The sequence below is a fragment of the Neisseria yangbaofengii genome (assembly GCF_014898075.1).
In the GTDB taxonomy this organism is placed as follows: Bacteria; Pseudomonadota; Gammaproteobacteria; order Burkholderiales; family Neisseriaceae; genus Neisseria; species Neisseria yangbaofengii.
The window spans coordinates 2,313,365-2,339,590 of record NZ_CP062976.1; the positions used below are offsets into that span (position 1 = coordinate 2,313,365).

Consider the following 26,226-nt stretch of genomic DNA (forward strand, 5'->3'; position numbering starts at 1 on the left):
AATGTAAGGTTATGCCAATAGGGCTTCGATGTTTTCCAATGGGCGGCCAATCGCGGCGCGTTCGCGACCGACCAAAATCGGGCGTTCCAACAAGGCAGGATGCCTGACAATGGCGGCAAGCAGCGTGTCATTGTCGATATCGGGCGCGTTTAAGCCCAATTCTTTATATAAATCGTCTTTTACGCGCATCATGCCGCGTACATCGTCCAAGCCGAGTTTGCGGAAAATCTCGGTTAAGGCCGCCAAATCCGGCGGCGTGGCCAAATAATGCACCGTTTCAGCCTCAATCCCGCGCGATTCCAATAAAGCCAAGGCTGCACGCGATTTGCTGCAGCGGTTGTTGTGATACAAAATCCATTCAGACGGCATGATGATATTCCTATGGTGAACCGTCCTATTATCAACCCCATTATGGCTTTACTCAACTATGTTATCAAACGATTGCGAATAAATCTCATTTTTGTGCAAAAATCCAACACCTTGACTTGAACCAAAACATTTGCCGTCTGAAAAGTTTACAATGGGCATGTTATCAATCTCTCATTATTCGGGCCACGACCATGAAAACCTTATCCGCCCTGATTTCCGCTTCCATGACCCTTTTATCTGCCAACGCATTCGCCGCCGATTTGCAAATGTGGAACAGCACCGCGCCGCAATCACTGCAAAACCTGAAAGCACCGGTGCGCGTGGTGAACCTGTGGGCAACGTGGTGCGGCCCGTGCCGTAAGGAAATGCCGGAAATGTCGGCATGGTATAAAGCGCAGAAAAAAGGCAGCGTCGACATGGTCGGCATTGCGCTCGACTCAACCGACAATATCGGCAAATTTTTGAAAACCACGCCGGTGAGCTACCCGATTTGGCGCTACAGCGGCACCGGCAGCAGCCGGTTTATGAAATCGTTCGGCAACCAAGTCGGCGTGTTGCCGTTTACCGTGGTGGAAGCGCCTAAATGCGGTTACAAACAAACCATAACCGGCGAAGTCAACGCCAAAAGCCTGACCGCTGCCTTAAAAGCCGCCCAAGCCGAGTGCAAATAACATTTGCCGCCGCTTCGGCGGTCTGGCGCATCAGGTCTCACCGTTTTGTGCTATAAGTGATTCATACAACAAAAAACAAAACAGAACAGGAGCCGCAGATGGATATTTTTAAAGCCTTAATCGAAAACCACGACGTGCAACGCAAGCTGTGCGGTGAATTGGACACAGCCAAGCAGTGGGAAACAAAAAAGAAAAAATACAAAGCCTTGCGACTTGAATCGGTGGCGCATGCGGTGGCGGAAGAGCGTCATCCGTATCTGCCGCCGATGCAATACGATGAAGGCATAGAAATTGCCCGTCACGCCATTGCCGAGCATCACGAAATGGACGAATTAATCGCTACCTTGAGTGATGGGCGCACCGGCGAGAGCCGCTGGCTGGAAACGGCAGAAGAGTTGATCAAAACAGTCGGGCACCATTTGAAGGAAGAAGAAAACGATGTTTCCGAAGGAAGCAGAGTTTCTGCGAAGCTAAAACGAAATTTTCGTCGATGCGCGCAAAGTGTTGGATAAAGCCCAAATCGACCGCTTAGGCCCACTTTATCAAACCGGATACGAAGAATTCAAAGCGGCGGAAAGCCAATAAATCCTGCTGTTTCACCGGCTTGCCGGCCTGACAATAAGTTGTGGATAAATTCGGGATAAAAATGCCGAGCCTTATCCGTCCTGCCGCTGCTGATTGTGCAGCGGTTTTGCCGTCTGACTGTAAGGAGGCCGAACAAATATTGTTCAAAACGGCGCAAAGCCTTTATAATCGGGCAAATCCGATTTTTTCAGACGGCCTGCGGCAAGGTTTGGCCACAGAGATGAAACGCTGTTTGTTGCACGCATGTTTATATCGGCAAAACAGGGGAAAGTTTGTGGATAATTTTTTTGAGTCCTTTATTTTCAGGCCGTCTGAAACCATTTTTCAGGAAGAATTATGATTCGTTTCGAACAAGTTTCCAAAACCTATCCCGGCGGTTTTGAAGCCTTAAAAAACGTCAGCTTTCAAATCAACAAAGGCGAGATGATTTTCATCGCCGGCCATTCCGGATCGGGCAAATCGACTATTTTGAAACTGATTTCGGGCATCACCAAGCCGACCGAAGGCAAAGTGTGGTTCAACAAGCAGGATTTAAGCGAACTGAGCGACAACCAAATCGGCTTTATGCGCCAACACATCGGCATTGTGTTCCAAGACCACAAAATTCTCTATGACCGCAATGTGCTGCAAAACGTGATGCTGCCCTTGCGCATCATCGGCTACCAACCGGTCAAAGCAGAAGAGCGTGCGCGCATTGCGATTGAAAAAGTCGGTTTGAAAGGCCGCGAATCGGATATGCCGGTGTCGCTTTCCGGCGGCGAACAACAGCGTTTGTGCATTGCCCGCGCAGTGGTACACCAGCCGAGCTTACTCATTGCCGACGAACCTTCCGCCAGCCTCGACCGCGCCTACGCGCTCGACATCATGGAATTATTCAAAACTTTCCACGAAGCCGGCACCACCGTGATTGTGGCGGCACACGATGAAACGCTGATGGCAGATTACGGCCACCGCGTCATCCGCCTGCAGAAAGGACGTTTGGCATGAGTTTGATTCATTATGTTTCGCTGCACGTCGAATCGGCGCGCACTGCGTTGAAACAATTAATCCGCCAACCTGCCGGCACTTTGCTGACCCTGCTGATGCTGGCGATTGCCATGACCCTGCCGCTGTTTCTCTATTTGGGTGTGCAAAGCGGCCAGAGCATTTTGGGCAAATTGAACGAATCACCGCAGATTACCGTATACATGGAAACCGATGCGGCCAAAACCGATACGGATACCGTACAAAATCTGCTGCAACGCGATACGCGTTTGGATACCGTGCGTTTCATCAGCAAGCAAGACGGTTTGGAAGAATTGCAATCGAATCTGGATCAGAATTTGGTGTCGATGCTGGATGAAAATCCGCTGCCGGATGTGTTTATCGTTACCCCTGATGCCAACTCTTCTCCGGCGCAAATGCAGGCGATTTATCAGGATTTGGTGAAGCTGCCGATGGTGGAATCGGCGACCATGGATACGGAATGGATGCATACCCTGTATCAAATCAATGATTTTATCCACAAGATTTTGTGGTTTTTGGCGATTACCCTGGGCATGGCGTTTATTTTGGTGGCACACAACACCATCCGCCTGCAAATCTTGAGCCGCAAAGAAGAAATCGAAATCACCAAGCTTCTGGGCGCACCGGCTTCATTTATCCGCCGCCCGTTTCTGTATCAAGCCGTATGGCAGAGTTTATTCTCCGCCGCCGTGAGCTTGGGCTTGTGTGCATGGCTGCTCAATACCGTGCGCCCGATGGCCGATTCGATATTCAAGCCTTACGGCCTGAATATCGGCTGGCGTTTCTTCAACGGCAGCGAAATCGCGCTGGTATTGGGTTTTGTGACTGCGCTGGGCGTATTCGGCGCATGGCTTGCCACCACGCAGCATTTGCTCGGGTTTAAAGCGAAAAAATAAATGGTTTCGGACGGCCTGTGTTATCCACAGGCCGTTTTTATTCGGCCTTAAAATAACCAACATATTTGCGTTTGTTTTTTAAAACGGCGTACAATCTTTTCAGACGGCCCGAGATCTCGGCATTCAGTTCGTTTTCGATCCTATTCATCCCGAAAGGAACCCTCATGACGGCACTTCAAACCATCGCACAACATTTGTCCGACCACCGCCAAACCGTCACCAGCGCGGAATCCTGCACCGGCGGTTTATTGTCGGCCGCATTTACCAGCATTTCCGGCAGCTCGCAGTGGTTTCACCAAAGCTTTGTCACCTACAGCAACCAAGCCAAGGAAAACACTTTAGGCGTAATGCCCGAAACGTTGTTACAACACGGCGCGGTCAGCCGCGAAACGGTATATGAAATGGCGCGCGGAGCAAAAGCGGTGGCGCAGGCGGATTATGCGCTGAGTATTTCCGGCATCGCGGGACCCGAGGGCGGCAGCAAGGACAAACCTGTCGGCACGGTTTGGTTCGGCTTGGTCACGCCGGTGAAAAACATCGAATGCACGGCTTTATTTGAAGGCGACCGTGAAAGTGTGCGCCGCCAAGCGGTGGATTTTGCGCTGAATCTGTTGGCTGGACATTTAACTGCAAATCAAACTGCCTGATGGGATAAACAAATAAAGCAGGCCGTCCGAATTATTTCAGACGGCCTGCTTTATTTAATCTGTCAAAAAATGACGATTATTGTGCTGTGCTCGCTGCGCTGGCAGTCGCATCAGAAGCAGCGGCAGATTCTACCACTTCTTCAAAGGTCACAGGTGCAGAAGCTTGTTCAGCTTGAACTTCAACCGCAGCGGTTTTAGCTTCTTTTTCTGCTTGGGCAGCCAATACGGTGGCCGACAAAGCGGCAGCAGTCAATAATGCAGCAAATTTTTTCATGGTATTTCCTTCTTACTTATGGTTTTCAAACACAGTATCAACAGCGATACGGTTTCTGTAAGAAAGCTTTAGGTAATAAAAGTTCAAAAAAATTTAGAAATATTACTTTAAATTCAATAATATAATATGTTTATATCATAAGTTTATCCGTATAGGAAACAATAAAAGGCCGTCTGAACAACACGTAAGCATATTATTTCAGACGGCCTTTTATTTTATAAGGAACTATTTAGTCATGAACTTTTAACAGTTCTACTTCAAAAACCAACGTTGCATTCGGCGGAATCACGCTACCGGCACCGCGCGCGCCATAGCCCATTTCCGCAGGAATCGTTAATTTGCGCTTGCCGCCTTCTTTCATGCCGCCGAAACCTTCGTCCCAGCCCTGAATCACTTGGCCGACACCCAAAATAATGGTCAAAGGCTGACCGCGGTCGACGCTGGAATCGAATTTGGTGCCGTTTTCCAACCAACCGGTGTAATGTACGGTGATTTCTTTGCCTTTAACGGCTTCTTTGCCGCTGCCGACTTCAATATCTTCAATAATCAAGCTCATGCTGTTTCCTTCTTTGCGTTGGAGAGGGGGAAGGTTTAGCTTAACACATTTTCTGCGCAGCGGCACATTGATGCAGCGGCAGCGGCATTTCCTGTTTTTTTGTTTTTTTGCGCTCGTAGCGGTTCCACGCTTTTTCATGGAAATAAAACACCACGGTATTCACCATCGGCTCGATCAAAGCCACCGCACTGGAAATGCCGATGCTGCCGGTCAGAACATAGGCCACGCTGAAGGCTACGCCGAAATGAAGCATTGCAAAGGTCATGGTTTTAATCATAATATTTCCCTCCAAGGCCCTCTGAAACTCGGCCTGTATCATTAAGAAGAATAATAACGATTCGCAAATCATGCGTACAGTTGGATATTTTTATTTGACCTTAGCCTAAAACAATCGTTATAAAATTTCTCATAAAGGAAATTATATGAAGCCGCTAAAAATCGTCATGCTCGACCGCGCCACGCTGCCGGACCGCGACATTACCTTTGATTTTCCACATGAATTGATTTGCTACGATACCACCGGGCCGCACGAAGCCTTAGCCCGTATTGACGGTGCCGACATCGTGATGACCAACAAAGTGGTGGTCTCCGCCGAAGCCATTGCGCAAAATCCTCAGCTCAAGCTGATTGCGGTGGCGGCTACCGGCGTGAACAATGTCGATGTCGGGGCAGCAAAACAAGCCGGTGTAGCGGTGGCGAACGTGCGCGCTTACGGCAATGAATCGGTGGCGGAGCACGCCTTTATGCTGATGATTGCCTTAATCCGCAACCTGCCCGCCTATCAGCGCGACGTCGCTGCCGGCTTGTGGGAACAATCGCCGTTTTTCTGCCATTACGGTGCGCCGATGCGCGATTTAAACGGCAAAACGCTGGCGGTTTTCGGGCGCGGCAACATCGGGCAAACTTTGGCACGTTATGCCGAAGCCTTCAATATGAATGTAGTTTTCGGCGAGCACAAACATGCCGAAACAGTGCGCGAAGGTTATGTGTCGTTTGGGGAAGCGGTTCAGACGGCGGATGTGATTTCGCTGCATTGCCCGCTGACCGAGCAAACCGCCAATATGATCGGCGAGACCGAATTGAAACAAATGAAGCCCGGCGCGATTTTGATTAACTGCGGCCGCGGCGGTTTGGTTGACGAAACCGCCTTAGTTGCTGCTTTGAAATACGGCCAAATCGGCGGGGCAGGGTTTGATGTGCTGACCGAAGAGCCGCCGCGCAATGGCAATCCTTTGCTCAAAGTGCATTTGCCGAACTTGATTATTACGCCGCACATGGCTTGGGCAAGCCACGAAGCCATCAACCGCTTGTTTGATATTCTGTTGGACAATGTGGATAAGTTTGTCAAAGGCCAACCACAGAATTTGGTGTAAGGTTTAGAACGCTATCCACAATCAACACCCTTTATTCAGTAAGGTTTCTGTGAATCAAGCCGTATCAGCCCGAAAATACTTCTTGAAAACTTGTGGATAGTTTTGTGAACAATATTAAAATGCCGTCTGAAAGGTTCAGACGGCATTTTAATTTTTATCGATAATTCAAAAAGATAGATTGATGATTTTGTCTATTGGCTTTGTTATTTAATGTGGAAAAACTTATCACAACAAAAATCAAGGCCGTCTGAAATACTTTCCTATTTCAGACGGCCTTGATTCAATCAGCCATTCAAGCGGCTCATGCAAATCAGTTATCCACAATTGATTAAATATCGTAAGTGGTTGACGCGGTGTCGCCACCGGTGCCGGTCCAGTTGGTGTGGAAAAACTCACCGCGCGGACGGTCGGTGCGCTCGTAAGTGTGTGCGCCGAAGTAGTCGCGTTGCGCCTGCAACAGATTGGCCGGTAAACGTTCGGTGGTGTAGCCGTCCAAGAAAGTAATCGCCGACGCCATACACGGCATGGCAATGCCGCTTTCGATCGCTTTGGCCACCACTTTGCGCCATGCCGGCAAGCAGCTTTCCAATACGCCTTTGAAATACGGATCCGTACCCAAGAACACCAAATCCGGATTGGTTTCGTAAGCATCGCGGATATTGCCCAAGAAGGCACTGCGGATAATGCAGCCTTCACGCCACAGCAAGGCGGTGTTGCCGTAGTTCAACGCCCAGTTGTTGGTTTCACTGGCTTCGCGAATCAGCATAAAGCCTTGGGCGTAAGAAATGATTTTTGAAGCCAACAGTGCTTGGCGCAAAGCCTCGACCCACTCGGCTTTGTCGCCGCTGATCGGAGTGACGGTTTTGCCGAACAGTTTGCCGGTTTGCACGCGTTGTTCTTTGAATGCCGACACGCAGCGGGCGAACACGGCTTCGGAAATCAGCGTCAACGGAATACCCAAATCCAAAGCATTGATGCCGGTCCATTTGCCGGTGCCTTTTTGGCCGGCGGTATCCAGAATTTTTTCAACCAGCGGTTCGCCGTTTTCATCTTTATAACCTAAAATATCGGCTGTAATTTCAACCAGATAGGAATCCAACTCGGTTTGATTCCACGCGCTGAAAATGTCGTGCATTTCATCGTAAGACAAGCCCAAGCCGTCTTTCATGAATTGGTAGGCTTCGCAAATCAGCTGCATATCGCCGTATTCGATGCCGTTGTGCACCATTTTGACAAAGTGGCCGGCACCGTCGCGGCCGACCCAATCACAGCAAGGCTCGCCTTCGGGTGTTTTCGCGGCGATGGCTTGGAAAATCGGTTTTACTTCCGGCCATGCGCTCTCGTCGCCGCCCGGCATAATCGAAGGGCCATTGCGCGCGCCTTCTTCACCGCCCGATACACCGGCACCGATAAAGCGAATGCCTTTGGCGGCCAGCTCGCGGGTGCGGCGGGTGGAGTCGGGATAATTGGCGTTGCCGCCGTCAATGATGACGTCGCCTTGATCCAATAAAGGCACCAATTGTTCGATAAAATCATCGACCACAGTACCGGCACGCACCATCATCATGATTTTGCGCGGTTTTTCTAATTTATCGACCAAGTCTTGCAGAGAATAAGCACCAATAATATCGGTGCCTTTGGCGGCACCATTTAAAAAATCGTCTACTTTACTGGTGGTGCGGTTAAATGCTACTACTTTAAAACCGTGATCGTTCATGTTCAAAATCAGGTTTTGACCCATGACGGCCAAACCGATGACACCGATGTCGCCTTTCATTGAAGGAAGCTCCGTTATTGTTAATTTATCGGGCATTACTCTACCTGATTTACAGTGCTTTAACAATCCTTAACTTTCAAATTTTTTGAAAAGTTAGCTTAAGGTTTTTATCCGGGCTGAAAAGCCACAAACAGAACAATATTTAAAATTTAAATATAAAAAGATTATGATTACGAGCAGGCAGCTTTCTTGTGTATAACTTTTATCCCGATTATTTTTCAAAAACTTATCTAAAATAAACTCTAAGGATAAAGCGGCTTGCGGATTGTTTGCAAATGTGGATAATTTTAAAATTTTCAGACAGTCTGTGTATAAATATCAGCTTACCGACAAGCTTATGCCAACTTATTCTTGGAAAATGCGAACGCTTTGGGCTATAGTCGGTCTGTTTAAGGTTATACGTTCAATTTAAGACCATTCAGGCCGTCTGAAACATGAGAAAAGAGGAGTATGAAATGAAATCAACTTGGACATTAAGCATTTTGGCCACTTTGCTGCTGGCCGCTTGTGCACAATCTCCGGCGCCGAAACCGGCCGTGGTTTCCGCCGACACCCATTCACCGGAACAAGGTACGGGTTTGACCGAGCAGAAATTGGTGCATGCCAAAGAATTTATGGCCGCTTCGGCCAATCCGTTGGCCACCGAAGCCGGCTATGAAATCTTGAAACGCGGCGGCAGCGCGATTGACGCGATGATTGCCATGCAAACCACTTTGAGTCTGACCGAGCCGCAATCTTCCGGCTTGGGCGGCGGCGCGTTTTTAGTGTATTGGGACAACAAAGCCAAAAAACTCACCACTTTTGACGCACGCGAAACCGCACCGAAATCAGCCACACCGGAATTATTCCTAGATGCAAACGGCAAACCGCTGGCCTTTATGAAAGCCGTAGTCGGCGGCCGTTCGGTCGGCGTGCCGGGCATTCCGAAACTTTTGGAAGATACCCACAAGCGTTACGGCAAATTGCCGTGGCAAAGCCTGTTTGACAAGCCGATTCAGTTGGCCGAGCAAGGCTTTGCCGTATCGCCGCGTATGTCGCAATCAATTGAGCAAAACAAAGAATCGCTGCAACGTTATCCACAGACTGCCGCTTATTTCCTGCCCAACGGCGTACCGTTGGCCGCAGGTACCGTGTTGAAAAACCCTGAATTCGCCCAATCGGTGAAACTATTGGCCACGCAGGGCAGCGCACCGTTTTATAATGGCAAACCGGCGCAGAATATGGTGAACACCGTCACCGGCGCGGCAGACAATCCGGGGAAAATCACGCTGGCCGACTTCAAAAACTACCGCGTCATCGAGCGCACGCCGGTGTGCGCACCGTATCGTGAATACGAAGTGTGCGGCATGGACGCCCCAAGCTCGGGCGGCATTGCTTTGAGTCAGATTTTGGGCATTTTGCAAACGCAAGACATGAAAAAAACGGGTGCGGAAAATATCCACAGTTGGCGCTGGATCGGCGACGCTTCACGCGTGGCCTTTGCCGACCGTGATTACTATGTGGCCGACCCTGATTTTGTCACTGTGCCGACCAAAGCCTTAATCAGCAAATCTTATTTGGACAGCCGCGCACAAGAAATCCGCGCCGCCGATAAAGCCTTGCCGCAAATCAATGCCGGTAAATTGAGCAATCAATTTGCCGCCGGCAAGCCGGTGGAGCTGCCTTCGACCAGCCACATCGTGATTGTGGATAAAGAAGGTAACGTGGTTTCCATGACTACCTCGATTGAAAATGCCTTCGGTTCCACCTTAATGGCCAACGGCTATTTATTGAACAACGAATTAACCGACTTCGCTTTTAACCCGGCCAATGCTGAAGGCAAAGTGGTGGCCAACAGCGTGGCCGGCGGCAAACGCCCGCGTTCTTCCATGGCGCCGACCATCGTGATGAAAAACGGCAAGCCTTACATGGCGGTCGGTTCACCGGGTGGCAGCCGCATTATCGGTTATGTAGCCAAAACCTTAGTCGCGCACATCGACTGGGGCATGGATATTCAGACGGCCATTTCCCTGCCAAACATGCTCAACCGCGGCAGCACCTATGAAATTGAACAAGACACCGCTGCCGCCGCCCGTGCGCCGCAATTGGAACAGCTGGGTTATAAAGTGCAGGTGCGCGATTTGAATTCAGGCGTACAAGGCATTGTCATCGGTAAAGACGGTTTGCAGGGCGGTGCCGACCCGCGCCGCGAAGGCAAAGTGATGGGGGACTGATGAACATCTGCTTTGAATAAAACATGCCGTCTGAAAGGTTTCAGACGGCATGTTTTTATTTTATACTTTAGCGACGGATATTGTGGATAAAGGAATGGCGATGTTGGGGATTTTCATGTTGTTACTCTTTGGCAAACTGCAAGATTATTTTATCGAAAGCAGCAGCGCATGGTATTGGGCGGCAGCATTGGCGGTGTTGCAGGTGCTGATGGCTGGGTTTGGCGGTGCAACTTTGTTTGGCACACTGTTTGCGGCGGCGACTTTATTTGTGTATGCGTGGGCTTATTTTGCACTGCTGCGTTATGTGGCGGATAATTTGCCGCTGTGGTTACTTATTTTATTTTTGGGTGCGCTGGCGCCTGTCTTTGTTTCTTTTATGAGTCTGGCTTAACAAAATGCCGTCTGAAATATTTCAGACGGCATTTTTATGGATAACTATTTCAACTTTAAGCCGCGCTCGGCAATTCATGGAACGCAGCCGGTAAATCATCTTCGTGACTGAATTCTACCCACTCATAATTGCTTTCATCGGCCAAAATCACACGCAGTAAGGCATTATTGATGGCATGGCCGGATTTGTAGCCTTCGAATGCGCCGATAATCGGGTGGCCGACGATGTATAAGTCGCCGATAGCGTCGAGGATCTTGTGACGCACGAATTCATCGGGATAGCGCAAACCTTCCGGATTTAGGATATCCACATCATCAATCACGATGGCATTGGTCAAGTTGCCGCCCAAGCCGAGATTATGGGCACGCATGAGTTCGACTTCCTGCATAAAGCCGAAGGTGCGGGCACGGGCAATTTCGTCCACATAAGATTTGCCGGCGAAGTCGATTTCAAAAGTCGGCGCGCTGCGGTTGAATACGGGGTGGTCAAATTCGATGGTCAATGTCACTTTAAAGCCGTTGTAAGGAGTGAAACGCACCCATTTGCCGGTTTCTTTCACTTCTACGGGCTTTAAAATGCGCAGAAAACGTTTTTGCGCTTTTTGATCGACAATACCGGCATCCTGCAACAGGTAGATAAACGGCAGGCTGGAACCGTCCATAATCGGGATTTCAGGCGCGTTGAGTTCAATTAAAGCATTGTCCACACCGTAGGCGGATAGTGCGGACATAATGTGTTCGACGGTGCCGACACGCACGCCGTTTTCAGTGACCACGGTGGACGACAGGCGCGTATCGTTGATTAAGTAAGGCGTGAGTTTGATGATTTCGCCCTGCTCGCCGCTCAAATCGGTACGGCGGAAGGAAATGCCGCTGTTTTCCGGGGCGGGATGCAGGGTCAGCGCAACGCGTTCGCCCGAATGCAGGCCGACGCCGGTGACGCTGATGGATTTGGCAAGCGTTCTTTGCAACATAATAAGGCTCTCCGATGATTAATAACCTGATAATACGATAAAAATGAATCAATCAGCCATTATTTTTAATAGTATTTACTTATGATTTTATTAAGGCACAATAGGCCGTCTGAAAAATAGTGGGTAATCGGTGGAAAAATATGCACTTATCCACAGACTTGAAAAGAAGCAGATAGATTATCCCATTTCATAATACGGCTCCCGTATGGGTTAAACCCAGCATAATTGACAATCTATCATTTTGTTTTAAAATTTATTTTTTTACTTATCCACACTACAATCAGGCTATCATCCAAATCATCTTTTTATTTTAATAAAATTTGAATTGTTGTGACGTATCATCTTTTATGTTTTGTTTGACCAACAAGGTTTCCTTAAAACGGCTTTATTTGACTATTTGTTTATTTAAATCAAACATTTTTGAAGTAGTGAAATGTAATCGTAGGTAGTAGTTTTATTTCACGATACAATCAGGCCATCGAAAATTTTTCCCTTTTTATGTAGGAGTATACAGATGAGCATTAAAGTTGCGATTAATGGTTTCGGCCGTATTGGCCGTTTGGCTTTGCGTCAAATTGTTAAAGCCGAAGGTATTGAAGTCGTAGCGGTCAATGACTTGACCCCTGCCGATATGCTGCTGCACCTGTTTAAATACGACAGTAGCCAAGGCCGTTTCCAAGGTACTGCCGAATTGAAAGATGATGCAATCGTGGTTAACGGTAAAGAAATCAAAGTATTTGCCAACCCGAATCCTGAAGAATTGCCTTGGGGTGAATTGGGTGTGGATGTGGTCTTGGAATGCACCGGTTTCTTTACCAGCAATGAAAAATGTCAAGCGCACATCCGTGCCGGCGCGCGTAAAGTAGTGATTTCCGCACCGGGCGGCAACGATGTGAAAACCGTGGTATTCGGTGTGAACGAATCAGTATTGGACGGCAGTGAAACTGTGATTTCCGCCGCTTCATGCACCACCAACTGCTTAGCGCCGATGGCTGCCGTGTTGCAAAAAGAATTCGGTGTGGTGGAAGGTTTGATGACCACCATCCACGCCTACACCGGCGACCAAAACACCTTGGACGCACCGCACCGCAAAGGCGACAAACGCCGTGCCCGCGCCGCTGCCATCAATATCGTGCCGAACAGTACCGGCGCGGCCAAAGCCATCGGCTTGGTGATTCCGGAATTGAACGGCAAATTGGACGGTTCTGCCCAACGCGTACCGGTGGCTACCGGCTCGTTGACCGAATTGGTAACGGTGTTGGAACGCCAAGTAACCAAAGAAGAAGTCAACGCTGCGATGAAAGCCGCTGCGAACGAATCTTACGGCTACACTGAAGACGAAATCGTGTCTTCTGACGTAGTGGGTATTGAGTTCGGTTCATTGTTTGACGCAACCCAAACCCGCGTGATGACTGTCGGCGGCAAACAATTGGTGAAAACCGTGGCTTGGTACGACAATGAAATGTCTTATACCTGCCAATTGGTGCGCACTTTGGCATACTTTGCCGCTAAGATCTAATTGGTTTAAACGTAGAAAAGGCCGTCTGAAAAATGAATTTTCAGACGGCTTTTTTTGCTTATCGGCATAGTTATGCTTGATGTAAGGCAATATCGATAATGGTGGCGGTTTGTGCTTGAATTTGAAATTCCACTTCGTAATCCAAGATGTTCATCACATACACGCGCTCCGGAATATTTTGATAGGCAGGGCGCGGGTCTTGGGCGATGCTTTGTACAATAACATCACGCTCTTTGGTGGATAATGCAGTTTGCAGTGCTTCGTTTTGCCACACAACAGTTAATTCTTGAGGTTTGCCGGTGACAAAACCACTGGCTGCATCTGTCTTGGCTTCGACAAACGGAATATAGGGTTTGATGTCGATAACCGGCGTGCCGTCGAGCAAATCCGCGCCGCTGCAATAGAGTTTCACAGTTTTGTTGGTTTCAATGCGTTCGAGTTTGAGCAATGATAAGCCGAGATGGTTGGGGCGATGAGGGCTGCGCGTGGCAAACACGCCCATTTTTTGTTTGCCGCCCAAACGCGGCGGCCGCACCAACGGCGACCAACCTTCGCCCAATACACCATGAAAAATAAAGCTGACCCAAATATAGCCAAAATCTTCCAAGCCGCGCACGCTGTCGGCGTGAAATTCGGGTTGCAATTCAATGCATACTTCCGCTGCCGGCACCAGGCCCGGCTGACGCGCCACGCCGAATTTTTGCTTGTAGGGAGAATGCACGCGGGCAATGGTTTCGATAGTGTAAGACATGATTGGCAAGGAGAGAAAAACCGTATCATATCACAGCAATAAGTCCCAAATCGGGCATGAATTTGATATAATACGCAGGTTTATTTTGCCGATAAACTGCATGTAAAACAGCGTTTCACGCGTTTTTATATGGCAACAGGTTGGTGAAATAATAATTATTTATTTAAAATCAAACAGTTATAATTGTTTCACGTGAAACGTCACTGCTTATGAAAATTCTGCTCGTCCGTTTGTCCAGTATGGGCGATTTGATTCACACCTTGCCTGCTGTACAAGATTTGGCGCAACAGCGTCCGGATGTGGAATTGCATTGGTTGAGTGAAGCCGGTTTTGCCGATATTGCCCGTTTGCACCCGTTCGTTAAAAAAGTGCATGCCATGAAATGGCGGCAATGGCGTAAAAACCTGATCCAAGCGGAAACATGGCGTGAAATAGGCCGTCTGAAAACTGTTTTGCAGCAAGAACAATTTGATTTTGTATTGGATAGCCAAGGGCTGATGAAAAGTGCCTTATTTGCCAAAATGGCAAAAGCGCCGATTTATGGTTTGGATCAACACAGCGCCCGCGAAAGCTGGGCAGCGCATTTTTATCGGCAGAAGTTTGCCGTGGAAAAAGGCAGAAATGCGGTTTGGCGAAACCGTATATTGTTCGCACAAGTATTCGGTTACGCCATGCCCGATCGGCAATCTTTCGGCTTAGAAGTACCCGAAGCAGGCCGTCTGAATAATTTGCACACGCCTTATTATGTGGCGCTACATGCCACCAGCCGCGACAGCAAATTATGGCCATCCGAAAACTGGGTGGCTTTATTGCAGAAGCTGCATGCTGAGCAGAATGCCAAGGTGTATCTGCCTTGGGGCAGTGCTACCGAAAAAGCACGTGCTGAAAAAATCGCCGCCAATCTGCCGTTTGCCATCGTGTGCGATAAAATGAACTTATTGCAGGCAGCAGATTTATTGGATAAGGCGGTCGGCGTGATTGGTGTGGATACCGGTTTACTGCACTTGGCCAATGCCTTGGATAAGCCGGTAGTCGGTATTTATACCGATACCGATCCGCTCAAAACCGGCGTGCAAGTGTCGCCGTGGGCTCAAAATTTGGGCAATGTGGCACAAATCCCGGCGATTGAAGAAGTTTATCGTATTTTGATGAAATGTGTGGTTGCTAAAAATAATTATCAGGCCGTCTGAAACGCAACGCCGTCAAATTATAGTGAATCCACTATACTTAGCCGATGATTGAGTCGGCTGAATCGAAATTATTTTTGAAATTCCTGTTTAGGAGTATGGAATGAAAGCATTGGTCGCAGTAAAACGCGTGGTTGATTACAACGTGAAAGTTCGTGTCAAAGCTGATGGTTCGGATGTGGATATCGGTAACGTAAAAATGTCGATGAACCCGTTTGACGAAATCGCCGTAGAAGAAGCTGTACGCTTAAAAGAAGCCGGCAAAGTCAGCGAAATTGTCGCTGTGTCTATCGGCGAAAAAAAATGCGAAGACACGTTGCGCACTGCTTTGGCAATGGGTGCAGACCGCGCGATTCATATTGAAGCCGATACCAGGCTCGAGCCTTTGGCTGTGGCTAAATTGCTGAAAGCCGTTGTTGAAAAAGAAAATCCGCAGATTGTGTTGCTGGGTAAGCAGGCGATTGATGACGATGCCAATCAAACCGCGCAAATGCTGGCTGCGTTATTGAATGCACCGCAAGCCACGTTTGCTTCTAAAGTGGAATTGAACGATAACGAAATAATCGTGACCCGTGAAATTGACGGTGGCGAAGAAATGATTGCGTTGAACTTACCTGCGGTGATCAGCGCCGATTTGCGTTTGAACGAACCGCGCTTCGTAAAATTGCCAAACATCATGGCCGCCAAGAAAAAGCCGCTGGAAAAAATGGCTTTGGCCGATTTGGGTGTGGATACTGGCGCACGCGTGAATATGGTGAAAGTATTGGAGCCTAAAGCGCGCCAAGCCGGTGTGAAAGTTGCCGGTGTGGCTGAATTGGTCGAAAAATTGAAAAACGAAGCTAAAGTGATTTAAGGGAGCGGAACCATGAGCGTATTAGTGATTGCTGAACACAACAACCAGCATTTGAATCCTGCTACCCTGCACGCGGTCAAAGCGGCTGAAAAATTGGGTGAAGTTCATTTATTGGTGGCCGGTAACGGTGTCGCCACGGTAGCTGAAGATGCCGAACAAGTTGTCGGCGTGGCTAAGGTATTGGTTGCCGAAGCTGCACATTATGCCGAAGGCTTGGCTGAAGAATTGGCTCCGTTGGTGGTGAAATTGGCTGCCGATTACCGCTATGTTGCTGCTACGGCAACCGCATTCGGTAAAAACCTGCTGCCACGTGTGGCTGCGGTTTTGGATGTACCGCAAATTTCAGATTTGACTGAAATTGTGGATAACCAAACTTTTGTGCGTCCGATTTATGCCGGTAATGCTTTTGAAATGGTGCAAACGCCGTCTGAAAAATTGGTGTTGACTTTCCGCGCCACGGCTTTTGAAGCGGCTGCTGCTACCGGTGGTAATGCTGAAGTGGTGAACGTAGTTGCGCTTGAAGCGCAAAATATCAGCCGCTTTGTGAAACGCGAATTGGCGCAATCCGATCGCCCTGATCTGACCCAAGCCAATGTAGTGGTGACCGGTGGCCGTGCGTTGGGCAGCGCGGAAAACTTCAAACAAATTTTGACCCCTTTGGCGGATGTATTGGGTGCGGCCATTGGAGCTTCCCGTTCGGCAGTAGAAGCCGAATATGCACCGAATGATTTGCAAATCGGCCAAACCGGTAAAGTGGTTGCGCCGCAGCTTTATTTTGCCATCGGCGTGTCCGGTGCCATTCAACACGTTGCCGGTATGCAAGACAGCAAAGTGATTGTGGCTGTGAACAAAGATGCAGAAGCGCCGATTTTCAATGTGGCGGATTACGGTATTGTCGGCGATTTGTTCGAAATCGTGCCACAGTTAACCGAAGCATTGAAAAACTAAAAGTGTAGGAAACCCCAGTGTTGCTTACATTTTTCCTCTTTTGCCTGAAGATCCATTTTTGGGTTTTCGAGCGTTGTCAAGAATGTCGAAAGGTACAGTAAAGCCGTAGATTCTTGATAATGCTCAAAATCCCGAAACAAACGTTCAGGCAAAAAAATAAAAGCTGTTTTGCAATAAAAAGTGTAAACGACCCGGCGGTTTTTTACAATTAAAGTGTTTCACGTGAAACATTTTCAGACGGCCTTTTCATCAGGCCGTCTGAAATTTTTCCAGAGTAATCATGACCATCACGACTTATTCCACCATTGCAGCGCATGTGCGGGCTGAAATCAAAGACAAAGGCAGCCGATTTATTGCCTATGCCTATCCGATACACAGCGTCGCGCAGGTTAAGCAATATGTCGATGCTTTACGTGAAGAACACCACAAAGCACGGCATTGGTGCTATGCCTATCGACTGGGTGTAGATGGTTTGCAGTTTCGTGCCAATGATGATGGCGAACCATCCGGCAGCGCAGGACGGCCGATTCTCGGTCAAATCGATTCGGCAGAATTGACCGATGTTCTGGTGGTAGTAGTGCGTTATTTTGGCGGCACATTATTAGGTGTACCCGGCTTGATTCAGGCGTATAAAAATTCTACTGCCGAAGCCTTAGCCATTGCCGAAATCATTGAGAAAAACATCGAAAAAACGGTTTGGATTCGTTGCGAATATCCTGTGTTGAACGAGGCAATTCGAATTGCTAGGCAGCATCAAGCCAAAATTATCGAGCAAGATTTACAATTGGATTGCAAATTAACCGTGCGCCTGCCTTTGGCAAATTACGAAGATTGTGTGACCGCTTGGCAGCATACCCGACAAATTGATGTTAACTTAGAAGAAATATTTTAGTCTGCCGTCTGAAAATTTCAGACGGCCTATTTATTTCAATTTGTGCTTGGCAAAGTTTGAACCATAGTGATTTAAAGCTGTTTAAGTGTGTGAATATAGGCTATAATTTCGTTTTAATCTGATTCGGAAATCAATGTTTCAAGGAGAAAGCATGAAATTGTTGGTTATTGGCAGTGGCGGTCGCGAGCATGCATTGGCGTGGAAACTGGCGCAATCCGAGCGCGTAGAAACCGTATTTGTGGCCCCCGGTAATGCAGGTACGGCGATTGAGCCGAAGCTGCAAAATATTGCTTTAACCGCGCATGCTGATTTGATTGATTTTTGTAATAAAGAAAACATTGCTTTTACCGTGGTGGGTCCGGAAGCGCCTTTGGCTGCAGGTGTGGTAAACGATTTTCGTGCACAAGGTCTGAAAATTTTCGGCCCTACCCAATATTCGGCGCAATTGGAAAGTTCAAAAGACTTTGCTAAAGCATTTATGGCCAAATACGGCATTCCGACTGCGCAATACCAAACCTTTGAAAACGCTGAAGCCGCGCATAATTACGTTAATCAAAAAGGCGCGCCGATTGTGATTAAAGCCGATGGTTTAGCTGCCGGTAAAGGCGTGATTGTCGCCCTCACCTTAGACGAAGCGCATGCCGCCATTGATGATATGCTGCTTGGTAACAAAATGGGCAATGCCGGCGCACGCGTGGTAATTGAAGATTTCCTGCAAGGTGAAGAAGCCAGTTTTATTGTGATGGTGGATGGTGAAAACGTTTTGCCGATGGCTACCAGTCAAGACCATAAACGCTTATTGGACAATGACCAAGGCCCGAATACCGGCGGTATGGGCGCATACAGTCCGGCACCGGTGGTCACACAAGCCGTGTACGAACGTGCTATGAACGAAATTATTTTGCCTACTGTAAAAGGTATGCAGTCTGAAGGTCATCCATTTAGCGGCTTTCTGTACGCCGGTTTGATGATTGATGAAAACGGTGCGCCTTATACCATCGAATTCAACTGCCGCTTCGGTGATCCGGAAACCCAGCCGATTATGAGCCGCTTGGATACTGATTTGGTCGGTTTGATTGAAGCTGCGATTGACGGTAAATTAAACGAAGTCATTGCCGAATGGAACCCGCAAACTGCTGTCGGCGTGGTATTGGCTGCAGAAAATTATCCGGAATCGCCGAAAAAAGGCGACGTGGTTTCCGGTTTGGACGAAGCCAATCGAATCGGTAAAGTGTTTCATGCCGGTACATCGGTGAACGCGCAAAACCAAATTATTACCAATGGCGGTCGTGTATTGTGCGTGGTCGGTTTGGGTGACGACGTGGCAGCAGCCAAAGGCAAGGCTTACGCAGCTTTGGAAAAAGTCAGCTTTGACGGCATGCAATACCGCAAAGATATTGCGGATAAAGCGATTAATCGCTAATCTATGTTTTTAAAAGGCCGTCTGAAAATTCAGACGGCCTTCCTCATTCAGAAAATACCATGAAACCGTTTCCCCGAATCTTATCTGCCAGCCAACAAAGAAAACTCACCGGCCATTTGAACTCAGGTGGTGTGGTGGCGTATCCGACCGAATCTTGCTACGGTTTGGGCTGTTTGCCGAAGCATGCACAAGGGTTGAAACGGGTGATTCATCTGAAAAAAAGGCCGCAGCATAAGGGTATGATTGTTATTGGCAGCGATTTAGACCAGTTGCAACCTTTGATTAAAAGGCCGTCTGAAAATATGCAAATCTTATTGCAGCAAACTTGGCCGGCAGCAAAAACGTTTTTGCTGCCGTCTGAAAAAAGTGTGTTGCCATTATTGCGCGGTAAAGGCAGGGAAAAACTGGCCGTGCGCGTGCCTGATCATGTCGGTGCACGCCGATTGTGCCATGCTTTGAATACCCCATTGGTTTCTACATCGTGCAACCGGGCCGGAAAGCGCGCCTGCAAAACCGAGCGTGAAGTCAGAAGACAATTTGGGCGGAAAGTGTGGATTATCGGCGGTTTAATCGGCCGTCAGAAAATACCAAGCCAAATTATTGATGGTGAAACAGGCAAACGTTTACGCTGATACGTTTTAAAAATCAGCTAATTACGAAAAATGCCGTCTGAACATATAACATTTTCAGACGGCATTTTTATTGTGGATAATTTTGTGGATTAAAGTTTTTTACCACACACCAATTCATATTGTTTTTCGGTGATCGAGCCACTCATCACACTCATCGGGCGTAAATTAGTGGCAGTGTAGCGTTGGTTGGTAACAGTTTGTCCATGGTCATTCAGCAATTGCAAAGCCGTCAGACGGTAGGTTTTGTTGCCGCAATGGATTTCCCAATCGGCCAATGCCGTTTTATAAGCCGGTGTGTTGACGAATTTTTCTTCGTTGGGTTTGGAAATCACTTTACGGTCGCGGAATATTACCAGCTGGCCGTTTCTCTTAATGCTGCTTTTATCCACCGCGATTTTAATATTGCCATTGGATGTGGTGCCGATGTTTTGCCAATTACCACCGCTTGAGTCGCCCGATGAAGCACAGGCAGCCAAAATCAATGCCAAAGAAGCAGTCATACTCAAGCGATACCATTGCATATTCATGTTTATCCTCGTTTTAAAATCAATCATTGCTATTATGCGTGAAGAATCAAGGTGAAGCAAACCGGCTTTGCAAACCTTACCTTCAGATGGCATAGATTGTGGAAACTAAGCCATGCACACTGATGACAAAACCGTTAAAATAAGGCTTTTCACCCCCACGGACGCATCATGAGCCAGCCCACAGCCCGACAAATTTTGCACGAAGTATTCGGTTATCCCGAATTTCGCGGCAATCAGGAAGCAGTGGTCAATACCTTGGCTCAAGGCGAAAGCCTGATGGTGTTGATGCCCACCGGCGGCGGCAAATCATTGTGCTATCAAATCCCGGCCTTGCTGCGAGAAGGTGTGGCCATTGTTGTGTCGCCATTGATTGCGCTGATGAATGATCAAGTTGCCAGCCTGCATGCGGCCGGTATTGAAGCGGCCAGTGTCAACAGCAGCACTAGCGGCGATGAAGCGCGTGAAATTGCCGATAAATTGGCAGCAGGCCGTCTGAAACTTTTATATGTCGCCCCCGAGCGCTTGGTCACCGACCGCTTTTTGCATTTTCTCGATCAACAAAAAATCAGCCTGTTTGCCATTGACGAAGCCCATTGCGTGAGCCAATGGGGGCACGATTTCCGACCCGAATATCAGCAGCTAGACAGGTTGGCGCAACGTTATCCACAAGTACCGCGCATCGCCTTAACTGCTACTGCCGATGCCGCCACGCGTGCTGATATCAAGCATTATCTTCAGTTGGAACAATCGCCCGAATACATCGCCAGCTTCGATCGGCCGAATATCTATTACCAAGTCATCGAAAAAAACAACGGTAAAAAGCAGCTACTTGATTTTATCCACAAGCAAATGAGCGGCCAAAGCGGTATTGTGTATTGCCTAAGCCGCAAAAAAGTGGAAGATGTGGCACAGTTTTTATGCGACAACGGCTTGGAAGCGATTCCTTATCATGCAGGATTGAGCATGAACGTGCGCGAAGCCAACCAACGCCGCTTTACCTGCGAAGACAATGTGATTGTGGTGGCAACCGTAGCTTTCGGCATGGGCATTGATAAGCCTGATGTGCGCTTTGTTGCTCATCTTGATATGCCACAAAGTATTGAGCATTTTTACCAAGAATCCGGTCGTGCGGGGCGTGACGGACTGCCTGCCGTCAGTTGGCTGTGTTACGGCCTGAATGATTGGGTGCTGCTGCATGAACGCATTGCCGAAGGCAACAGTGACGAAGCGCAAAAGCAAGTTGAAATGCAAAAGCTCGATGCCATGCTGTCGGTATGCGAAACCACCGAATGCCGCCGCGTGTTGTTGCTGCGCCATTTTGGCGAAACTTCACAACCATGCGGCCATTGCGACAATTGCCTGCATCCGCCGACTCGTTTTGACGGTACGGTGTTGGTGCAAAAGCTGTTAAGCTGCGTGTATCGTGTCGGCCAACGCTTTGCTGCCGGATATGTCACTAACGTTTTACGCGGCAAAAGCGACGAATGGATTCAGCGCAACCAGCATGATAAGTTATCCACATTCGGCATTGGCGGCAACCTGACCGACAAAGAATGGCGCAGCGTGATCCGACAATGTATCAGCCTGGGCTATCTCACCGTCAATACCCGGCAATACCAATCTTTACAGCTCACCGATGACGCACGCAAAGTATTAAAAGGCGAAGCCGAAGTATGGCTGCGCCCGCTCAAACGCGACAAAGCCGCTACGCAGAAACCGAAAGAAGAATGGCTGCGCACCGAGCGCGAAGAACGCATTTGGCAGGCACTGCGCAAATGGCGCATGGAAAAAGCCAAAGCGGCGGAAGTGCCGGCTTATGTTATTTGCGGCGACAAAACCCTGCGCGACGTGGTGGAAAAACTACCTCAAAATCTGGCCGAATTACACGAAATCTACGGCTTGGGCGAAGCCAAAATCAACAGCTTCGGCTTGGAAATCTTGGAAGTATGCCAAACCGCCGGTAATGGTCAATATACGCCGTCTAAAAACGCAAACGAAAACATTTCAGACAGCCTGATCACCGAACGCGGTAAAATCATGTGGCAAGCCCTCACCGCATGGCGTGATAAACAAGCGCAAACCGAAGGTGTGGCCTTAAGCAAAATTTTAAGCGACGACACCCTGCTTGACCTTATCCGCCTCACCCCCGAAACCGATTTGGACTTGCAAGGCATATACGGCTTGGGTGAAGTCAGAATCGGCCGTTACGCTACCGATATCTTATCGGTCTGTAATCCCTTTGCCGGTTCACTGGATGATGAAGCGGTAACCACACGCAAACTCATGCGTGAATTGCTCGAATGGCGCCGCAAAACCGCCCGCGTTGAAAACATCGGGCCACACCAAATTTTCAGCAAAGTTACCCTGCGAGCCGTTACCGCCAAAAAGCCGCAAACAATGGCAGATTTGGCGGAGATTCATGGGGTAGATGAAGAGAAGCTGGCAAAGTATGGGGGAATTATATTGGAGATTGTGGATAAGTTTGTGAGTTGATTGATTAAGGCCGTCTGAAAAATAAGCTCAGTTGAATTTCTATTAATCTGACATTTTCAATTAAAAAATTTCTATTAAATTCTATTCAAAAACAACAAACTAAAAAATATTTTAAAATTTTTTGTCAGCTTCATAGTACCGTTTCGTCTAAATCATCATTAATCGAATTAAACGGAACAGATTCATGAAAGAAGCTACCTCTTGGCAGGCCGGCATCAGCTTACTGGTGTTGCGTCTCTTTGCCGCGTATGAATTTTTTGAGGCAGGTTTAGAAAAATGGCGTGGCGAGAATTGGTTTGCCGAAATTGCCGATAAATTTCCGCCTCCCTTTTTATGGCTCTCACCAGAAATCAACTGGCAATTGGCGATGTTTGCCGAATTGATATTGCCCTTACTTTTGCTTATCGGTTTGGCTACGCGCTTTGCCGCAGCCGGATTGATGGTTTTAACACTAGTTGCTTGGGCGGCAGTGCATGCCGGATTGGGCTACAACGTCGGTGAAGGCGGGTACAAAATGGCATTGATTTATTTAGTGGTGCTGCTACCATTGCTTTTACAAGGAGCAGGTCATTTTTCATTGGATGCCTTAATCGGACGCCGATGCCGTTTGAAAAGCAGTTTGCTTGGCTAGATTTATAGTCTCAAAACGGACTTAAAACGTTTTATTTCACATTTAATACATTTTTTTGGAAAGGAAAAAACATGATTAATAAAAAAACTGCTGCTGCGTTGGCAAGTGCGCTGTCTCTGTCCTTAGTGGCTTGTGCTCAGGCAGCTGAAAAAGCTTCGGCAAAGCCGACTGTTGCCCAAGCATCTAAAGCCAAGGCCGGTGAAGGTAAATGCGGCGAAGGCAAGTGCGGTGCATCTGCTGCAAAAACCAAAGCTGCTGAAGGCAAATGCGGCGAAGGCAAATGTGGTGCTGCCCCTGCAAAAACCAAAGCTGCCGAAGGTAAATGCGGCGAAGGTAAATGCGGTTCTAAATAACAGCATGTGTTGTTTCAGGCCGTCTGAAAAGGCGGCCTCAATGGCATCTTTTTGACGTAAAATTTATTTTAAGATGCCGTTTAAAGCCGATTTAATTTAAGACAGGGGTTTTGTCATATAAAATAACAAATGAATGCAACGGGTTTACATTAAACCGGCCGTCTGAAAACAATAGGAACGATAAATCATGATTCAATACACAGGCTTAGGGTATCGCCGTGATTTGGCGGAAGATTTTCTCAATCTGCCTGATGACAGCCCCATTGCGTTTATCGAAGCCGCCCCTGAAAATTGGTTGAAAATGGGTGGTCATGCACGCAAACAGTTTGACCGTGTAGCTGAAAAACTGCCGCTTGCTTTGCATGGATTATCGCTTTCTTTGGGTGGACAAGCACCGTTGGATACCGATTTAATTGCCGGTATCAAACAGATGATGCAGCAGTATGATTGCCGTTTTTTCTCCGACCATTTGAGCTATTGCCATGATGGCGGCCATCTTTATGATTTACTGCCATTACCTTTTACCGAAGAAATGGTGCATCATACTGCCGCGCGCGTGAAGCAGGTGCAAGATATGCTCGGCTGCCGCATTGCAGTGGAAAATACCTCGTATTACCTGCATTCCCCTTTGGCTGAAATGAATGAAGTCGAATTTCTCAATGCTATAGTCGATGAAGCTGATTGCGGCATACATTTAGACGTGAATAATATTTACGTTAATGCGGTGAACCATGGTTTGCTCAAACCTGCCGATTTTCTTGCCCAAGTCAACAAAAGCCGTGTCTGTTATCTCCATATCGCCGGCCATGACCAAGAAGCAGAAGATTTGTTGATTGATACCCACGGTGCGCCTGTGTGCGGCGATGTATGGGATTTATTGGCCGATACTTACGTCGCATTGCCGCATATTCCGCCCACTTTGCTCGAGCGCGATTTTAATTTTCCGCCGTTTGAAGAATTAACTGCCGAAGTCGGCCGTATCCGCGATTACCAGCAAAACGCACAAAAGGCTTACCTTCATGTCTGAAACATCCGCAGAATACCAACATCGCTTTGCCGCCGCTATTCGGGCCGGCGGTAATGCGCAGGATTTCGACAGCTGCCGTTTGGCTGTTTATGTGCGTTTGGTGTACAACAATATCCACGGCTTTATCGATCGTTGTTATACCGAAACACCGCAATATTGTGCTGCTGAAAGCTGGCAGGCTGCTAAAATGCAGTTTATCCGCGAAGGGCAGGCTCAATCGCCTTATTTTCAGGAAATTGCCGGTGAGTTTTTACAATACTGCCGCCAACACAACTTATTTTCAGACGGCCTGTTGGCATTGATGGATTTCGAGCACACCCAGCTTTTGGCAGAAACCGCCATCATTGAAGCTATGCGGCCGTATGATGCCGATGCGGTTTACACCTTGTCGGAGGCGGCATTTTTGCGTCATTATAATTATGCCGTGCATCATGATTTGAGCGAAAATCAAACTGCAATGCTGGTGTGGCGCAATCCGCAAGATGTCGTTTGGTACCGTGAAGCCGACGACTTTACTGCTTTATTGCTGCAAGCTTTGTCGGACAATCCGATGAATTTGGCCGGTTTGCAAGCGATGCTGGCTGAATGGATGCCGTCTGAAAATCCGCATTGGGCAGAAGAATTGGCATCACGTTGGCAAACATGGCATGCAGAAGGTATTTTAGCGGAGCGGCAGCCATGAGCCTGAGCAGCTTAAGCCAGCGCCAACTCGATGAAATCCGACGTCATTTGGTGCGCTTTGCCTGCATTCAGTTGCCCGATCAAACCGATTTGGCCGAAGACTTGGTGCAGGAAACCTTTTTTTCAGCATATCGTGCCGAAGAAAGCTTTAAAGGTGAAGCGCACGTCAAAAGCTGGCTGTTTGCCATTTTGAAAAACAAAATTATCGACAACTTGCGCCAAAGCCGCCGTCAGCGTGCCGTGTTTGTCAGCCGAGAAGAAGAAATGCTTGATGAAGCCTTTGACAATTTGTTCAACAGCCAAGGTCATTGGCAGGCGCATGGACGCCCGAGTACATGGACATCGCCCGAGCAAAGCCTGAATGAAAAACATTTCTACGCCGTATTGGAGGCGTGTTTGTACGGATTGCCGGAAAACACCGCGCGCGTGTTCATGATGAAAGAAATTCTCGGCTTTGACAGTGCCGAAGTCCGCACCCAATGCAGCCTGTCTGCCGCCAATTACCATACCATCATGCACCGCGCCCGAGAAGGTTTGCGCCAATGCCTGCAAATCAAATGGTTCAATCAAGGATAACAC

Annotated in this window: 29 protein-coding genes; 21 read left to right on the forward strand and 8 right to left on the reverse strand. The window is 48.2% G+C overall.

Annotated elements, in window-relative coordinates; genetic code table 11:
• Positions 1 to 9: 9 nt before the first annotated feature.
• Positions 10 to 369 carry an arsenate reductase (glutaredoxin) gene (arsC, locus tag H4O27_RS11245; protein WP_165007226.1) on the reverse strand — a complete coding sequence of 120 codons (360 nt, stop codon included), beginning with the start codon at positions 367 to 369 and terminating at the stop codon, positions 10 to 12.
• Between the two features lie 224 nt (positions 370 to 593).
• Here arsC and H4O27_RS11250 point away from each other — a divergent pair, with 224 nt between their 5' ends.
• From H4O27_RS11250 to H4O27_RS11270, 5 genes are all read left to right on the forward strand, one after another.
• On the forward strand, positions 594 to 1,040 hold the full coding sequence (locus H4O27_RS11250; protein WP_371864832.1) for a TlpA disulfide reductase family protein: 447 nt from the start codon (positions 594 to 596) through the stop codon (positions 1,038 to 1,040).
• Between the two features lie 98 nt (positions 1,041 to 1,138).
• Positions 1,139 to 1,552 (forward strand): hemerythrin domain-containing protein, encoded by a 414-nt coding sequence (locus tag H4O27_RS11255; protein ID WP_206224737.1) that lies wholly within the window; start codon positions 1,139 to 1,141, stop codon positions 1,550 to 1,552.
• Positions 1,553 to 1,961: 409 nt separating this feature from the next.
• Positions 1,962 to 2,612 (forward strand): cell division ATP-binding protein FtsE, encoded by a 651-nt coding sequence (gene ftsE / locus H4O27_RS11260; RefSeq protein WP_165007220.1) that lies wholly within the window; start codon positions 1,962 to 1,964, stop codon positions 2,610 to 2,612.
• Positions 2,609 to 3,526: a permease-like cell division protein FtsX gene (ftsX, locus tag H4O27_RS11265; protein ID WP_165007217.1), complete on the forward strand. Its 918-nt coding sequence runs from the start codon at positions 2,609 to 2,611 to the stop codon at positions 3,524 to 3,526. Before ftsE ends, ftsX begins: the two co-directional genes overlap by 4 nt.
• Before the next feature lie 164 nt (positions 3,527 to 3,690).
• Positions 3,691 to 4,173, forward strand: coding sequence for a CinA family protein (locus tag H4O27_RS11270; RefSeq protein ID WP_165007214.1), 483 nt, complete (start codon positions 3,691 to 3,693; stop codon positions 4,171 to 4,173).
• Between the two features lie 76 nt (positions 4,174 to 4,249).
• Here the strand turns inward: H4O27_RS11270 and H4O27_RS11275 are convergent, their stop codons facing one another.
• The 3 genes from H4O27_RS11275 to H4O27_RS11285 form a co-directional block, all read right to left on the reverse strand.
• Positions 4,250 to 4,447 (reverse strand): hypothetical protein, encoded by a 198-nt coding sequence (locus H4O27_RS11275; protein ID WP_165007211.1) that lies wholly within the window; start codon positions 4,445 to 4,447, stop codon positions 4,250 to 4,252.
• A 229-nt stretch (positions 4,448 to 4,676) separates the two neighbouring features.
• Entirely contained in the window at positions 4,677 to 5,003 is a 327-nt protein-coding gene (locus H4O27_RS11280; RefSeq protein ID WP_165007208.1) for an FKBP-type peptidyl-prolyl cis-trans isomerase, read from the reverse strand.
• A 40-nt stretch (positions 5,004 to 5,043) separates the two neighbouring features.
• Positions 5,044 to 5,280 carry a DUF2061 domain-containing protein gene (locus H4O27_RS11285; protein WP_165007205.1) on the reverse strand — a complete coding sequence of 79 codons (237 nt, stop codon included), beginning with the start codon at positions 5,278 to 5,280 and terminating at the stop codon, positions 5,044 to 5,046.
• Positions 5,281 to 5,425: 145 nt separating this feature from the next.
• Here H4O27_RS11285 and H4O27_RS11290 point away from each other — a divergent pair, with 145 nt between their 5' ends.
• Complete coding sequence (locus tag H4O27_RS11290; protein WP_165007203.1) at positions 5,426 to 6,376, forward strand: D-2-hydroxyacid dehydrogenase; 951 nt, start codon at positions 5,426 to 5,428, stop codon at positions 6,374 to 6,376.
• A gap of 328 nt (positions 6,377 to 6,704) precedes the next feature.
• On the opposite strand, the gene gnd is transcribed toward H4O27_RS11290, so the two are convergent.
• Positions 6,705 to 8,153, reverse strand: a complete 1,449-nt coding sequence (gnd, locus tag H4O27_RS11295; RefSeq protein WP_165007200.1) for a decarboxylating NADP(+)-dependent phosphogluconate dehydrogenase — start codon at positions 8,151 to 8,153, stop codon at positions 6,705 to 6,707.
• 455 nt (positions 8,154 to 8,608) lie between these two features.
• On the opposite strand from gnd, the gene ggt reads away from it, so the two are divergent.
• On the forward strand, positions 8,609 to 10,366 hold the full coding sequence (gene ggt, locus H4O27_RS11300) for a gamma-glutamyltransferase (RefSeq protein ID WP_165007197.1): 1,758 nt from the start codon (positions 8,609 to 8,611) through the stop codon (positions 10,364 to 10,366).
• A 49-nt stretch (positions 10,367 to 10,415) separates the two neighbouring features.
• Positions 10,416 to 10,757, forward strand: coding sequence for a hypothetical protein (locus H4O27_RS11305; RefSeq protein WP_165007194.1), 342 nt, complete (start codon positions 10,416 to 10,418; stop codon positions 10,755 to 10,757).
• Between the two features lie 55 nt (positions 10,758 to 10,812).
• Here H4O27_RS11305 and lpxC read toward each other — a convergent pair whose 3' ends face one another.
• On the reverse strand, positions 10,813 to 11,730 hold the full coding sequence (gene lpxC, locus H4O27_RS11310) for a UDP-3-O-acyl-N-acetylglucosamine deacetylase (RefSeq protein ID WP_165007191.1): 918 nt from the start codon (positions 11,728 to 11,730) through the stop codon (positions 10,813 to 10,815).
• Positions 11,731 to 12,244: 514 nt separating this feature from the next.
• Here lpxC and gap point away from each other — a divergent pair.
• Positions 12,245 to 13,249, forward strand: coding sequence for a type I glyceraldehyde-3-phosphate dehydrogenase (gene gap, locus H4O27_RS11315; RefSeq protein ID WP_165007188.1), 1,005 nt, complete (start codon positions 12,245 to 12,247; stop codon positions 13,247 to 13,249).
• 70 nt (positions 13,250 to 13,319) lie between these two features.
• Here the strand turns inward: gap and tsaA are convergent, their stop codons facing one another.
• Positions 13,320 to 14,000, reverse strand: coding sequence for a tRNA (N6-threonylcarbamoyladenosine(37)-N6)-methyltransferase TrmO (gene tsaA, locus H4O27_RS11320; protein ID WP_165007185.1), 681 nt, complete (start codon positions 13,998 to 14,000; stop codon positions 13,320 to 13,322).
• A gap of 209 nt (positions 14,001 to 14,209) precedes the next feature.
• Between tsaA and waaC the strand changes: the two genes are divergently transcribed.
• The 6 genes from waaC (at position 14,210) to H4O27_RS11350 (ending at position 19,935) form a co-directional block, all read left to right on the forward strand.
• Positions 14,210 to 15,190 (forward strand): lipopolysaccharide heptosyltransferase I, encoded by a 981-nt coding sequence (waaC, locus tag H4O27_RS11325; RefSeq protein ID WP_165007182.1) that lies wholly within the window; start codon positions 14,210 to 14,212, stop codon positions 15,188 to 15,190.
• A 100-nt stretch (positions 15,191 to 15,290) separates the two neighbouring features.
• Entirely contained in the window at positions 15,291 to 16,040 is a 750-nt protein-coding gene (locus H4O27_RS11330; protein WP_165007180.1) for an electron transfer flavoprotein subunit beta/FixA family protein, read from the forward strand.
• A 12-nt stretch (positions 16,041 to 16,052) separates the two neighbouring features.
• The gene (locus H4O27_RS11335; RefSeq protein WP_165007176.1) at positions 16,053 to 16,988 is read left to right on the forward strand and encodes an electron transfer flavoprotein subunit alpha/FixB family protein; all 936 of its coding nucleotides are present in this window, start codon (positions 16,053 to 16,055) and stop codon (positions 16,986 to 16,988) included.
• Positions 16,989 to 17,268: 280 nt separating this feature from the next.
• Positions 17,269 to 17,880, forward strand: coding sequence for an IMPACT family protein (locus tag H4O27_RS11340; RefSeq protein ID WP_165007173.1), 612 nt, complete (start codon positions 17,269 to 17,271; stop codon positions 17,878 to 17,880).
• Positions 17,881 to 18,031: 151 nt separating this feature from the next.
• Positions 18,032 to 19,303 carry a phosphoribosylamine--glycine ligase gene (gene purD, locus H4O27_RS11345; RefSeq protein WP_165007170.1) on the forward strand — a complete coding sequence of 424 codons (1,272 nt, stop codon included), beginning with the start codon at positions 18,032 to 18,034 and terminating at the stop codon, positions 19,301 to 19,303.
• A 59-nt stretch (positions 19,304 to 19,362) separates the two neighbouring features.
• Positions 19,363 to 19,935 carry an L-threonylcarbamoyladenylate synthase gene (locus tag H4O27_RS11350; RefSeq protein WP_165007167.1) on the forward strand — a complete coding sequence of 191 codons (573 nt, stop codon included), beginning with the start codon at positions 19,363 to 19,365 and terminating at the stop codon, positions 19,933 to 19,935.
• Between the two features lie 89 nt (positions 19,936 to 20,024).
• Here H4O27_RS11350 and H4O27_RS11355 read toward each other — a convergent pair whose 3' ends face one another.
• The gene (locus H4O27_RS11355; RefSeq protein WP_165007164.1) at positions 20,025 to 20,462 is read right to left on the reverse strand and encodes a surface-adhesin E family protein; all 438 of its coding nucleotides are present in this window, start codon (positions 20,460 to 20,462) and stop codon (positions 20,025 to 20,027) included.
• Between the two features lie 168 nt (positions 20,463 to 20,630).
• Here H4O27_RS11355 and recQ point away from each other — a divergent pair, with 168 nt between their 5' ends.
• From recQ to H4O27_RS11385, 6 genes are all read left to right on the forward strand, one after another.
• The gene (gene recQ, locus H4O27_RS11360; RefSeq protein WP_165007161.1) at positions 20,631 to 22,955 is read left to right on the forward strand and encodes a DNA helicase RecQ; all 2,325 of its coding nucleotides are present in this window, start codon (positions 20,631 to 20,633) and stop codon (positions 22,953 to 22,955) included.
• Between the two features lie 184 nt (positions 22,956 to 23,139).
• Complete coding sequence (locus H4O27_RS11365; protein ID WP_165007158.1) at positions 23,140 to 23,586, forward strand: HvfX family Cu-binding RiPP maturation protein; 447 nt, start codon at positions 23,140 to 23,142, stop codon at positions 23,584 to 23,586.
• A gap of 74 nt (positions 23,587 to 23,660) precedes the next feature.
• Complete coding sequence (locus H4O27_RS11370) at positions 23,661 to 23,939, forward strand: HvfA family oxazolone/thioamide-modified RiPP metallophore (protein ID WP_193004428.1); 279 nt, start codon at positions 23,661 to 23,663, stop codon at positions 23,937 to 23,939.
• A 187-nt stretch (positions 23,940 to 24,126) separates the two neighbouring features.
• Entirely contained in the window at positions 24,127 to 24,966 is an 840-nt protein-coding gene (locus tag H4O27_RS11375) for an HvfB family MNIO-type RiPP peptide maturase (RefSeq protein WP_165007152.1), read from the forward strand.
• Positions 24,959 to 25,648, forward strand: a complete 690-nt coding sequence (locus H4O27_RS11380) for an HvfC family RiPP maturation protein (protein ID WP_165007149.1) — start codon at positions 24,959 to 24,961, stop codon at positions 25,646 to 25,648. Before H4O27_RS11375 ends, H4O27_RS11380 begins: the two co-directional genes overlap by 8 nt.
• Positions 25,645 to 26,223 (forward strand): sigma-70 family RNA polymerase sigma factor, encoded by a 579-nt coding sequence (locus tag H4O27_RS11385; protein ID WP_165007146.1) that lies wholly within the window; start codon positions 25,645 to 25,647, stop codon positions 26,221 to 26,223. Before H4O27_RS11380 ends, H4O27_RS11385 begins: the two co-directional genes overlap by 4 nt.
• Positions 26,224 to 26,226: the final 3 nt, after the last annotated feature.